This is a genomic window from Paenibacillus psychroresistens (genome assembly GCF_009728935.1).
Lineage (GTDB): Bacteria > Bacillota > Bacilli > Paenibacillales > NBRC-103111 > Paenibacillus_AC > Paenibacillus_AC psychroresistens.
The window spans coordinates 4664062-4677481 of sequence record NZ_CP034235.1; the positions used below are offsets into that span (position 1 = coordinate 4664062).

Annotated in this window: 7 protein-coding genes; all 7 read right to left on the minus strand. The window is 40.7% G+C overall.

What is annotated here, in order from left to right; translation table 11 throughout:
- Positions 1–74: 74 nt before the first annotated feature.
- Positions 75–845: an SDR family NAD(P)-dependent oxidoreductase gene (locus EHS13_RS21420; protein WP_155702346.1), complete on the minus strand. Its 771-nt coding sequence runs from the start codon at positions 843–845 to the stop codon at positions 75–77.
- Positions 846–848: 3 nt separating this feature from the next.
- Complete coding sequence (locus EHS13_RS21425) at positions 849–1526, minus strand: GntR family transcriptional regulator (RefSeq protein WP_155702347.1); 678 nt, start codon at positions 1524–1526, stop codon at positions 849–851.
- 115 nt (positions 1527–1641) lie between these two features.
- On the minus strand, positions 1642–6900 hold the full coding sequence (locus EHS13_RS21430) for a X2-like carbohydrate binding domain-containing protein (protein ID WP_155702348.1): 5259 nt from the start codon (positions 6898–6900) through the stop codon (positions 1642–1644).
- A gap of 76 nt (positions 6901–6976) precedes the next feature.
- On the minus strand, positions 6977–9439 hold the full coding sequence (locus tag EHS13_RS21435) for a glycoside hydrolase family 27 protein (RefSeq protein WP_227013464.1): 2463 nt from the start codon (positions 9437–9439) through the stop codon (positions 6977–6979).
- 125 nt (positions 9440–9564) lie between these two features.
- The gene (locus EHS13_RS21440) at positions 9565–11262 is read right to left on the minus strand and encodes an extracellular solute-binding protein (protein WP_227013465.1); all 1698 of its coding nucleotides are present in this window, start codon (positions 11260–11262) and stop codon (positions 9565–9567) included.
- A 123-nt stretch (positions 11263–11385) separates the two neighbouring features.
- Positions 11386–12291 (minus strand): carbohydrate ABC transporter permease, encoded by a 906-nt coding sequence (locus EHS13_RS21445; RefSeq protein ID WP_155702349.1) that lies wholly within the window; start codon positions 12289–12291, stop codon positions 11386–11388.
- A gap of 15 nt (positions 12292–12306) precedes the next feature.
- The gene (locus tag EHS13_RS21450; protein ID WP_155705464.1) at positions 12307–13212 is read right to left on the minus strand and encodes an ABC transporter permease; all 906 of its coding nucleotides are present in this window, start codon (positions 13210–13212) and stop codon (positions 12307–12309) included.
- Positions 13213–13420: the final 208 nt, after the last annotated feature.

Consider the following 13420-nt stretch of genomic DNA (forward strand, 5'->3'; position numbering starts at 1 on the left):
TGTATATCGTGTATGATTTATACTATTAGAATACGCTTTAGTTGCAAAACTGTCAAACAAAATCAACAGTTATTTCAATAGCCTAGTGAAGCCCCACCATCAACTGGAAGTGCCACACCAGTAATAAAATAGGCTTGCTCCGATGCCAAATATAAGACGGCCTGAGCAATTTCTTCCGTTGTCGCGCATCTTCCGAGCGGATGCATATCTATTAAGGCTTGTACCGTTTCAGTAGGATCTGGCTGCTGCTGAATCCATTCCTCCAGTAAAGGTGTCATTACTCCTGCTGGACAAATACAATTTACCCGCACTCCATCCTTCGCATAATCAAGAGCAAGCGCCTTGGTCATGGCAATAATAGCCCCTTTAGTTGCAGAATACACCGGATTCTGCTTCTGGCCCAGCAAGCCGCTTAAAGATGACATATTAACGATGCTGCCTCGACTTTTTCTAATTTCAGGGATACAATACTTAATCATCAAATAGACGCTTTTCAAATTAATGTCTAACGTACGCGTCCATTCTACTTCTGTGATATCTTCCAATTCCTTAGGCAATACAACGGCAGCATTATTAAATAAAATATCAATCGCTCCAAAAACGGTTAAAGTTTCTTGGACTAACAGCTTCACCTGCTGCTCTGAAGATACATCCGTTTTTACAGCAAGTGCCTTCCCTTCAACGCTATCCAGTAAATTTATTTCATTAGCCACGCGGTTTGCTTCTGCTTCATTCCAATCTGCAATGACTACCTTTGCTCCAAGACTAGCAAAAAGCTTAGCAGTTGCTTCACCGATTCCTGATCCCGCTCCTGATATAATCGCCACTTTCCCTTTCAATTGCATCGCTTACCCTCCCGTGTTGATAAAATGGACATTGGTTCTTTTTTGCGAACTCTTAATATGCTTGGTCATCGCGTCAGAGGCGCCTTTAGCATCTCGTTTGATTAATTTCTGCAGAATATTATTATGCTCCGACCATTCCACATTCTTATTATCAATATCCAAATTTAATTTAATAAAGGTTAAATATCGTTGAATCTGTTCAATATAACCTCTAACTAATCCTTGCAGGTTAGAGTTATCGCAATACTCAAGAATCGTGCCATGAATCGAGCTATTCATAACCATTATGGTGTCTAGACCAGAAGCAGCCTGCATGGAGTTATTCTTCTGCAGCTCAATCATATCCTCATTTAAACGTGACAGCTTATCCTCGGGTATGATCAATGCTGCCTTCTCAACAGCCAAAGGCTCCAAATGTAATCTTATCTCGAATAATTCGTTTAAATCCTTAAGCGTCATCATATTAACAAACATGCCTTTAAAGGGAATAATGTGCAAATAACCCTCTGACTGCAAGCGCGACAAAGCTTCGCGAATCGGAATATTACTTACTTCCAAAGTGCGAGCCAGCTGATCGATATTGATCTTCTCGCCCGATTTTAATTTATGCGAGAGTATATCCTCTTTCACAATCCGATAAATTTCTTCCGTCATATTAACTCGGCTAATTTTACTACTCATCTGCTCACCATCCTTCAATCACGAATATATCATGTATGATGGATGAAACTCAACTAAAAGATAAGACCCCTTTTTCAAGAGGGGCCTCGTACTTATCATTATAAATCCTTACCTATTAGTGATGGTTGTGAGTTTTATCCAGCTTCTTCACTGTCAGATTAAACTTCTTCGTCTCATTGCTGCTTCCTTTAGTAATCGTCGCTGTTAACGTTACGTCTTTATTTCCGCTTTCAAACACTGGACGGACTACTGTGCCATTATTACTAATTGTCGTTGGTTTATTCGAAGACCAGCTAATGGTTGTGCCATTGCTTCCAACCAAAGGTAAAGTAATATTCTTAGTTACACTGTTCGCTTTGTCCGGATTAATGTAACCAATCGCCAGCAAATCTTTGTCCGCTGCCACTGCTTCTGCATTCGATTGAGCTAATTTGGTTACTGTTACCGTAAACTTCTTAGTCTCTTTTGCATTTCCTTTATTTATCTTCGCAGTTAAAACCACGGATTTATCTCCTTTTGTAAAGGTTGGACGAGTTACGATTCCACTATCACTAATGGTCGATATTTTATCCGAGGACCAGCTGATCGTTGTCCCATTCCCTCCCGTTAAAGGCAAGCTTAAATTGTGGGTAACGCTGCTTGAGCTGTCTGGGATGGTATATCCAATCGCCAATGTAGCTTTGTCTGCATCCACTGCATCTTTATTGGGAAGTGGTGCCAGTGAACTAGTAAAGCTCAGTTTATCTGCCAGCATATACGCACCTGATTTTTTCACAACTTTGATCGTATGCACGGTGTTAGACAATCCGGCAAGGCTATATACGGTTTGTTGGACTAATCTAGTGGAATTAAAGGTATTGATCGTTTGCTTAAATACCCCATCCACGTAAATATCGATATTGCCCAAGTTTGAAGCTTTTTCTGTAATGACTTGAATCCCCGTTCCTTTAAAAGAATACTCATAATAATCATTGTTAGCTGTTGTTAAATGAACATCGTCCTGATAATCCCCACTGAATGAGAAAGTCAGTTTAGTTGTTCCTACTGGTTGCGCGGCTAGGTATCCCTTCTTGATGGTTATTGTACTGCCAGATACCGTATAGTCAGTGCCCAGCACGAGTGCTGTATCACCATTTACTATTCGGGTAAGGAGAGTTGCGCTTTGTAAGATGGTTGTAGTGACATCCGTTTTTACCGCCGATCCTTTATCAAAGCTTCCTGTAGCTGGACCGATAAGATCTGCGACAATTACTTTCAATTTATCCAACAGCATATAAGATCCTGATTTTTTAACCGCTTTAAGTGTATGAGCACCATCTGAAAGTCCCGTAATACTGTAAACAGTATATTGGACTAATCTATTCGGGCTATAGGCACTTACCGTTTGCTTAAATACATTATCCACATAGATATCCATATCACCCTGCGAGACATCTTTTTCTGTGACCAATTCAATGCCAGTTCCTGAGAAAGCATATTCGAAGTAAGCATCGTTAGCCTCTGTGAACTGTACGTCATTGCGATAATCGCCTAATCCTCGATTGCTGCTTCTCTGCCAAGCACCTGTATAAGCAATTCGGGAATCGTCATTATTGAGCGAATAAGAAGCTCCAGCAGCTGGTACCGTCGGGTTAACAGGCTCCGTTGAATCGCTTATTGCAACAGCAAACGTCAATGTCCCACCTCCACTAAAGGTGAGAATTAAATTAGTCGTTCCTACTGACTTACCAGCAAGGTACGCTTTCTTAATCGTTACCTCATTTCCGGAAACCGTATAGTCCGTGTTCAACACTAGAGGAGTTCCACTGTTTGTAATGCTGCTTAAAGTATTGCCATTCAGAGTCATTGTCGTGCTGACATCCGCCTGAGCACTTACCTTCTTATCGAAGCTTCGCGAAGTAGGGCTAATAGCTACTGTTGCGATAATATTTAGTTTATCTAGCAGCATATAAGTGCCGGATTTTTTCACAGCCTTAACGGTATGTGAACCATCGCTTAGTCCAGATACACTATAAACCGTTTGTTGGACTAATCTACTTGCATTAAATGTGCTCACCGTTTGCTTCAATACGTTGTCGACATAGACATCAACATCACCTTGATTAGAATCCTTTTCCGTTATTAGATCAAATCCCGTTCCGGTAAAAGCATATTCAAAATAGGCATCATTAGTTTCGGTGTAATGGACATCATCCAGGTAATCACCTAGTCCTCTACCTGTGCTTTGTCCCCATGAACCGGAGTAAGTAATCCCAGGATCATTATCATTTATCGAAACCTTAGGAGTGCTGATGACGATAGGTGCACTAACATTGAATTTGTCCAACAACATATATCCGCCTGACTTTTTCACAGCCTTGATCGTATGAGCGCCATTGGAAAGTCCAGAGATGCTATAAACCGTTTGTTGGATTAATCTGCTGTCATTATAAGTGCTCACTGTTTGTTTGAATACATTATCGACATAAATATCGACATCCCCTTGAGAGGAATCTTTTTCCGTAATCAAATCAATTCCTGTTCCAGAGAAGGCATATTCGAAGTAAGCATCATTGGCCTCTGTATAATGAACATCATCCAAGTAATCGCCTAGTCCCCTGCCTGTGCTATGTCCCCATGAGCCTGAATAGGTAATTCCTGGATCATTGTCATTAACAGAAACTGTACTAAGCTGCGTATCAGAATCGCTTATTGTGACAATAAGCGTCTGATTTGCTCCTCCACTAAAGGAGAAATCGAGGTTGTTTATTCCTAGCGGCTGGGCTGCAAGGTAAGCCTTTTTCACTGTAACTAGGTCACTTGCAACAGTGTAATCTGTACCAGAAATTAATGTTGCTCCGCCATTTGTTATGCCGCTAAGACTATTCCCATATACGCTTCCATATACGGTCATAGTTGTCGTAATATCGGCTTGATTGGCTGGTTTTTTATCAAAGCTAGCAGTCGATGGAGTGATTAAATCAGCCGTAATGACTCTGATTTTATCTAATAGCATGAAGAATCCTGATTTTTTCACAGCCTTGAACGTATGAGATCCAGCAGACAAACCAGTAATCGAATATACCGTTTGTTGAGCCAATCTGCCTATGTTGTTGGTGCTTATGGTTTGTTTGAGCACATTATCTACATAGATATCCATTGCACCCTGTGAAGGATCCAGTTCTGTAATCATTTCAATCCCAGTTCCTGTAAAAGCATATTCAAAGGAATCGTTATTCGTTTCTGTCCAATGCACATCGTTCTGATAATCGCCTACTCCTCTACCCGTGCTATGATTCCAAGTGCCGGTGTATGTGATGGATGCATTATCATCATTGAGTGAAATGGATCCACCGATCGCTGAGTTTCTGACAATAAGTGCAACAGTTTGGGCGGCTCCAGCATTAAAGCTAAAGGTCATATTGGTAGTTCCTGTTGCTAAGCCCGCTAAATATTCCTTCTTAAGAGTGACTACTGTGCCCGAGATCGTATAATCTGTACCAGCAATAAGATTCGTTGTACCGTTATTAATGCTTTCTAATGTATTGCCGTTTAGCGCCAAAGTCAGTGCTACATCGGCCTGTGCTCCTGCCTTCTGATCGAAGCTTACTGCAGAAGGACTGACTTTACTGTTCTGCAGCGATGAATCACTTACTGTAATAGTAAGGGTTTGTGGGTTGCCTGCACTAAAAGTGAACTTCAAGCTAACTGTTCCCAATTGTCGTGCTGCAAGGTATTCCTTTTTAATCGTAACTTGGTTGCCTGATACGGTGTAATCTGTGCCAGCCACTAAGCTAGCTCCATTATTCGCTATGCTGCTTAGTGTATTTCCACTAAGTGTCATGGTTGTCGTGACATCTGCCTGCACAGCTGTTTTTTTATCAAAGCTGCCAGTTGAAGGACTAATTGTACTGTTCTGTGCCAGAGAATCACTTACTGTAATAGCCAGATCTTGGGTTGATCCCGCTGGTGCTCTACCACTGCTGCGTGTCCAATCACCCGTATATTTAATACCCGTATCGTCGTTATTTAACGTATTCGCACCGCCAGTCGACACTACTTTAAACAGTCGAGAAGCATGTGAAGCTAAATTAACTGAACTAAATCCTGAATTAAAAGTGCCTAGATTCGTGTGGCTCCAAAGATCGCGGACTGAAGCAGCCCCATTCAAGCCAATATCCTGCCAATTAACAGAAACGGTTGCAGCCGAACTTCCTAGGTTATAAAGTCCGACGGTGTAGCTGCCATCCCCGTTATTGGCATACCAAACCTGTTGATCTGTTTCCATGGATAAAGGATGTGCCGGTTTACCCGCCTGATTAACAGCAATCACTTCATCGTTCGTCAGAAGCTGAATACCAAAGCTGTCTAAGTTAGTTAAATCATTTCCCGTATACAATTGGGCTGATGACATAGACCATAAACTCATCGCAGTCTGACGCTCGTCTTGTGTCAAACCATCCATAGCGCCATTACCAACATTCAGCGAATCAAAATCATTCCAGCCTCCTGGCCCTGCATCTCGCCACCACAATGCTGCAATAGGGAAAAGTCGGGATATGCTCGACCATTCTGTTAAAGAAACACCTGGTTTATAGCTTTCCACATCCCAATCCACACGCCAGCCATTAGCATATTTTTTCCAGAAATCTACGTAATTGTGATCTAGAGCCCATGAAAGCTCAAACCAGATATGGTGCGGAGCCAAAGCCTGAGACCAAGCTTTCACATCATCACGAGAATCAATGCTCGTATCGTTATGTCCAGATCCTGGCGTAACGCTATCAAATTTGAGGAAATCAATGCCCCACTCGCCATAAAGATCTGCAATCGAATTGATATATTTCTGAGCACAAGGATTTGAGAAATCCATTTTATAACCTATGCCCCAATAATCTCCTGTTACTAAAGGCTGCGCCGCAATATCTTGCATAGTACAGCCCGGTGCTCCATAAATGGGCAGGTCGTCATTATAGGCTTGTGGCGACAGGCCTGGAATTCCATAAATACCGATTGTTTGCCCATTATTATGCACATAATCGATGACTTCTTGAAAGCCATTTGGATAAAGCGTAGTACTAGGTATCGGACGGCCATAGCCATCCATCCCCCCGTTCCATGCTGCATCTATATGTATAGCATTGTAGCCATGAGCTTGCAGCTTAGTATGCATCGCGTCGGATTGAGCTTTAATTTGCGCCGCGGAAATCCATGTAGATCCAGCATTGCTATAAACCTGCATACTATAACTGCTCCAGCCCATAAAAGGTTTTTGAGCTAATCCGTTATCAGCTGCTTTAACAACATTGGTTTGTGGAATTAGAATAGCTAGCTGTGCCATATAAAAAATGATCACCAAAAGCAGCAGCCTTGTTTTTTTATTGAATAATGTCATCTATTATCTCTCCTTTATTATCTAAATTAAGTTACCCTCCCCGATTACTGCTAGGAGGGACTATGATGAGTTAAGCCTATGGAGTAACTCTTAATGAATCCGTGAGCATAAACGTTCCTGTTTTTTTCACAGCTTTAAAGGTATGCGAAGCATTGGTCAATCCGGTAATACTGTACAAGCTTTGTTGGGTTAATCGGGTCGCATTATACGTACTAACCGTTTGTTTAAACACATTGTCAATATAGATATCTACATCGCCTTGTCCTGCTTCCTTTTCCGAAATCCATTCAATTCCTGTGCCTATAAATGTAAATTGAACGTAGTCATTATTCGTCGAAGTATAGTGGATATCATTGTTATAATCGCCGAAACCTCTATTTCCATTAAGTGTCCATGTCCCTGAATATGTCATGCCCGCAGCGGTATTGTTGTACTGAATCTTACTGCCGCCCGTAAAACTTATGCGATCCAATAGCATATAAGTGCCTGTTTTCTTAATTCCTTTAATAGTGTGTGAACCACTGGATAAGCCTGTTATACTATACACGGTTTGTTGAGCCAATCTGGTTGCGTTATAGGTGTTAACGGTTTGTTTAAATACACCATCTACATAAATGTCTATATTCCCTTGAGCAGAATCCTTTTCAGTTACGACCTCAACACCCGTTCCAGTAAACGAATATTGAAAATAATCATTGTTAGTGGATGTGTAATGCACATCATCCTTGTAATCGCCAAAACCTCTGCTGCCGTTCAAAGTCCATGAACCAGAATAGGTAATCCCAGCGTCTGTGTCATTGATAGGAATCGGAGTTGCAACACTAAAGACTAATTTATCAAGCAGCATATACGTTCCTGTCTTTTTCACCCCCTTAATCGTATGGGAAGCATTGGACAAGCCGGTAATGCTGTACACGGTTTGCTGGACTAATCGCGTAGCATTGTAGGTGCTAACCGTTTGTTTAAATACACCATCTACATAAATATCCACATTTCCTTGGGAGGAATCTTTTTCTGTAATCACATCAACGCCTGTGCCTTTGAACGTATATTCGAAGTAATCGTTGTTGGTCTGAGTGAATTGAACATCATTCTGATAATCACCAAAACCTCTGTTATAGCTTCTCTGCCAAGCACCAGTGTATTTTACCAAGGTATCATCATTATTGGCTGTTACAGTTCCGCCATTAGTCACGACTCTAAGCAATCGCGAGGCATGGGAAGGTAAGCTGGTTGAGCTGAAGCTGGAATTAAATGTGCCTAAGTCGGTATGCGTCCACAAATCTCTAACGGTTGCCGATCCATTCAAGCCAATATCGTTCCAATTCACAGTAACCGTAGCAGCGGCACTCCCGAGATTATACAAGCCAACTGTATAGCTGCCGTCGCCATTATTGGCGTACCAAACCTGCTGGTTAGTAGTCGTAACTGCTCCGACTGGATGTGCCGGATGACCTGCCTGATTTACCGCAATAACCTCATCATTGGTCAATAAACTAATCCCAAATGCGTCCAAATTGGTCAAATCATTGCCTGTGTACAATTGCGCTGAAGACATCGACCATAATGACATAGCCGTACGCCGTTCATCCTGAGTCAACCCATCCATCGCACCATTACCAATATCCAAGGAATCAAAATCATTCCATCCCCCTGGACCCGCATCTCTCCACCATAACTCCGCATCTGGAAAAAGCCGGACATTACTAGCCCAATTTGTTAAGGAAACACCGGGGTCATAACTTTCCACATCCCAGTTAACTCGCCAGCCGTTGGCTTTCGATTTCCAGAGGTCTATGTAATTATGATCCAACGCCCAGGAAAGCTCGAACCAGATATTATGTGGAAGCAATGCTGCAGCCCATGCTGTAACATCGTCACGTGAATCAATAGAAGTATCGTTATGCCCAGATCCTGGTGTTACACTATCGAATTTAACAAAATCGACGCCCCATGAAGCGATAAGATTCGCTACCGAGTTAATATAGCTCTGTGCACAGGGATTACTGAAATCCATTTTATAACCAATATTCCAATAATCTGCTGTTCTTAATGGCGTGACAACAAAATCCTGCATTGTGCAGCCTGGTGCTCCGAAAACAGGCAAATCTGCATTATAAGCTGCTGGTGACATACCGGGAATCATATAAATCCCGATTTTTTGTCCATTGGCATGAACATAATTGACTAAGTTCGTAAATCCACTTGGATATAAGGCCGTGCTTGGCACTGGACGTCCATATCCATCAATGCCTCCATTCCAAGCCGCATCAATATTGATATAATTGTAGCCGTGAGATTGAAGGATCGTATGCATGGCATCCGATTGTGCTTTAATCTGTGTTTCATTGATCCATGTAGATCCAGCATTGCTGTAAACCTGCATACTATAGCTGCTCCAGCCCATTAATGGCTTTTGAGCAAGACCGTTGTTAGAAGCTTTCACTACATTTGAATTTGGGTTAACCGCAAGGAATGCAGCAGCAAAGAAGATAATGGCCAAAAGCCAAAACCGCGTTTTATTTATTAAGCTATTCACCTATAATACAACTCCTTTTTATTGTTCAATTGATAAAGCTTTAATTATGTGAGCGCTGTCATTTTCTAGTAAAAATTAGGTGCTTTATTTTGCAATAAAGCACCTAATCTAGTTACTAACCTTGCTTATTTTGCTGTTGCATCATAAGCCTTTTGCATGATTTCAAGGTAACGGCTAAGCTTTAAGTTATCCAAGCCTTTTACATAAGCATCCCAATCCTTATTCAAATCTTTGTTGCCTGTAATAAATTGAAGCTCGCCTTGCTCGATATAATTCTTAATGTTAGTTTGCAGCATTGTTGACTCATCCGCATCCGCAGGATCTACCCAAACTGCCCAAAGTGGGAAAAGCTCTTTTGGCTCGTGGCCTTGGTACAACAATGTAGCATCATAAAGTCTGCGTTCATAACCGGATGATTTGTAAATTTCTGTTGAAGCAACCCAGCTATCTCTATATTCTTTTGGTTGGTAGAAATGTCCCATTCCGCTCCAGCCAGTGTTATGTGGTGCAGCTCCATCAACTTGTGGAATTGGAGCGAATGCAGCAGCTACATCTTTACCCAATGCTTTTTCATCTGCTGTTGGTTTTCTCCAAATTACGCCTTCTTTACCTGATGATGAATTCGTTTGACCTTCTGGTGTATACATATAATCTACCATCTTGATTAAAGCAATTTGTGCTTCTTTGCTAGCTTTATTCGTAATTACGAATTTTGCTCCTGGAGTAACACCACCACCATCATGAGTTGCAAATGAAGCATGTGGACCTGTTAAAGGAGGAACTGCGTTATAATCTTTGGAATATTTATTACCGTCATCAATATTTACGAAAATCGCTGGATGCATACCTGCGCCTGCTCCAAGAATTTGAGCATTGCCGTTTTCACCAATCTTTTTGAAAGCTTCTGCGTTTTGTGTAAATGCACCTAGATCAATTAAACCTTCATCATATAAGGATTTAATGTAAGCAAGGCCTTCTTTCCACTCTGGTTTGTTAGCTGCAGTGTCGACTTTACCGTTTACTAAGTTCAAGTAGTTGCGATCGTCATCATAGATAAAGCCATTCATTAAGAAAGGAATTAATCTAACTCCAAAATCTTCTTTTGATCCGCTTAATGGAACTTCATCTTTTTTACCGTTGCCATTTGGATCATTGTTTTTGAAAGCTTTAAGCACTGTTTTGAACTCTTCTGTTGTTGTAGGCATTGTAAGCTTTAATTTATCCAACCATGTAGTGTTTAACCACATTTTATTAGCATACGAGCAATGGAAGCATTGCGTGTAAGAAACCAAGCCATAGATATTACCATCTGGTGAAGTATTATACGCTTTCAAATCTGGGTGAGCTTCCATAGCTGCTGTAATATTCGGTGCATATTGTGCGATCAAATCATTCAAAGGAAGGAAAACACCTTGCTTACCATACTTAACCACATCAGCTTGTGTGAATTGGTCAATATAAGCCGTCAAGATATACGCTTCTGGATAATCGCCACTTGCTAAAGAAATTTGTCTTTTTTCTTTGGCACCATCACCAGGAACCGTTTCAAATTTAAATTTAGCGTTGAATTTTTCTTCAAGCAATTTAGTAAATGCGTTTGTATTCAATTCTGTACCCGTTTCTTGAACTGCAAAAACTTTAATATCTACTGGTGCAGCATTTGTAGCTTCAGGTGCAGTTGTTTCAGCAGCAGGTGCTTCAGTTGCTCCTGAGCTAGCTGCGGTACTTGCAGCAGGTGTAGTATCCTCTTTTTTAGAACATGCTGCTAGGAAAATCGTAACCATTAATACCAAAACCAATGAACTCAATAGACTCTTTTTCAATTTTATCCGCTCCCTTTTCAATTTTCAGGTTTTCATTACTTCATTAAAATTTACGTTTCTTAAACCTTTATACGCTTACATATAAATCGCCCCTTTCATAATAGCTTTTTAACAGCCATTTCACTAGCCCTTCACAGAACCTACCAATAACCCCTGGGTAAAGAAACGCTGTACGAATGGATAGATCATTAGGACTGGAAGACTGGAAACAACGATTAATGAATACTTTAATAATTCAGATAGCTGCTGTCTTTCCACTAGTTTCAAGGCATCTTGACCATTTGAGCTGTTGTTAAGAATAATAATGCTTCTTAGAATTAGCTGAAGCGGGAAGAGCTTATCCGACTTAAGGTAAATCAAGGCATCAAAGTAGGCATTCCACTGACCAACGGCATAGAATAAGGCTAGAACCGCAATAACCGGTTTAGATAATGGGATAACCACACTGCGGATAAATCTAAAATCACTGCAGCCATCAATATCACTGGCATCAATTAATTCATCAGGAATTGAGGATTGGAAGAATGTTCGAGCAATAATAACCTGATAGGCATATACGGCACTAGGAATCAAAACTGCCCACCTTGTATCGATTAAATGCATTTGCTTGACAACCATGTAGGTTGGAATTAAACCACCGTTAAATAATAGCGTGAACGTAATCAACATCATCAATATGGTTCGCCCATAAAAAGTTCTACGTGAGATCGGATAAGCAATCATAATGGTTAAAAATACACTGATTGCCGCTCCTGCTGTCGTATATATCAGAGAATTTACATAACCGGTTACAACTTGAGGTGTCCGTAGTAAAGTTTCATATCCCTTTAACGACAGCTCGACAGGCCATAGCCAAACTCGACCCGAGGTTACCGCATTTGGACTGCTAAAGGAGCTGCTTAGTACATAAATCAGAGGATATAAAACGACAACTACTATAATGCTCAGTACCACATATATACAAATTAAAAATATTTTATCGCCTAAAGAATCTTTTATTGTAGTTTTCTTAGCTGAAATAGCCGCCATCTTTGCACTTCCTTTTCACCACAGACTGTTTTTAGTAAATTTCTTGGATAATGTGTTTACTGAAATCAATAGGATTAGATTAATGATTGAATTAAATAAACCAACTGCAGTAGCAAAGCTATAATTAGCATTTCTTAAACCAATGTCGTAGACATAAGTTGAGATTATTTGTGAATTCACCAGATTAAGCGGATTTTGCAGTAAATACATTTTCTCAAAGCCAATTGCCATGATACTACCAACGTTTAGTATAAGAATGATCGTAATGGTAGGTAATATCCCAGGGATGTCGATATGACGGATTTTCTGGAAGCGAGAAGCTCCATCTACACGGGCTGCCTCGTAAAGAGAAGAATCTACTCCTGCAAGCGCCGCCATATAGATAACAGCGGAATAGCCTGCATTTTGCCAAATATCCGACGTTACGTAAATGGCACGAAACATATCGGGTTTTCCCAGGAAATCAATCGAATCCATCCCAAAATGATTCATCGCTACATTAACGAAGCCAAGTCTCGGTGAGAGAAATAACATAATAATCGATACCATAACTACCGTTGAGATAAAATAAGGAGCAAAGGAAACCAGTTGTACAAAGCGTTTGAACTTCCCGTTTCGGATTTCATTTAGCGCCAATGCTAGCATGATGGGAATCGGAAACCCGATAATAAGGAGATACCCACTAATTAACAAAGTGTTTTTGATCAATTGCCAGAATAAAGGATTGTCAAAAAATAGTCTAAAAAACCGGAAACCCACCCAAGGACTGCCCCAAATCCCTTTCATCACGTTGTAATCCTTAAAAGCTAGAACCGCATTTGTCATGGGTAAATATTTAAATATAAAAAAGTACAATACTGGCGGAACAATAAGCAGATATAATTGCCAGTGTTTTTTAAAGCTTTTTCTTGCTTCATGCATAAAGCCTGGTTTGTTCCTTCGCACCACTGGCTGAATACTAGTTAGAATTTCTTTCTCCAAATCAATACCCCCTAATTAAAGCTTCTGTATAGTACTTCTAATGTTTGGTAGCGCTTTCTACTCTGCTACACGACTGATTGTATGTGATTCAGCAAGCACTTGAATAGGTACATTTGAGTCATTTTACGTACAAATACCCCTATTTTGA

Bases quoted from the DNA above. Each gene is read 5' to 3' on its own strand.
- EHS13_RS21450 (WP_155705464.1), bottom strand. From the start codon at position 13,212: ATGCATGAAGCAAGAAAAAGCTTTAAAAAACACTGGCAATTATATCTG.
- EHS13_RS21445 (WP_155702349.1), bottom strand. From the start codon at position 12,291: ATGGCGGCTATTTCAGCTAAGAAAACTACAATAAAAGATTCTTTAGGC.
- EHS13_RS21425 (WP_155702347.1), bottom strand. From the start codon at position 1,526: ATGAGTAGTAAAATTAGCCGAGTTAATATGACGGAAGAAATTTATCGG.
- EHS13_RS21420 (WP_155702346.1), bottom strand. From the start codon at position 845: ATGCAATTGAAAGGGAAAGTGGCGATTATATCAGGAGCGGGATCAGGA.
- EHS13_RS21430 (WP_155702348.1), bottom strand. From the start codon at position 6,900: ATGACATTATTCAATAAAAAAACAAGGCTGCTGCTTTTGGTGATCATT.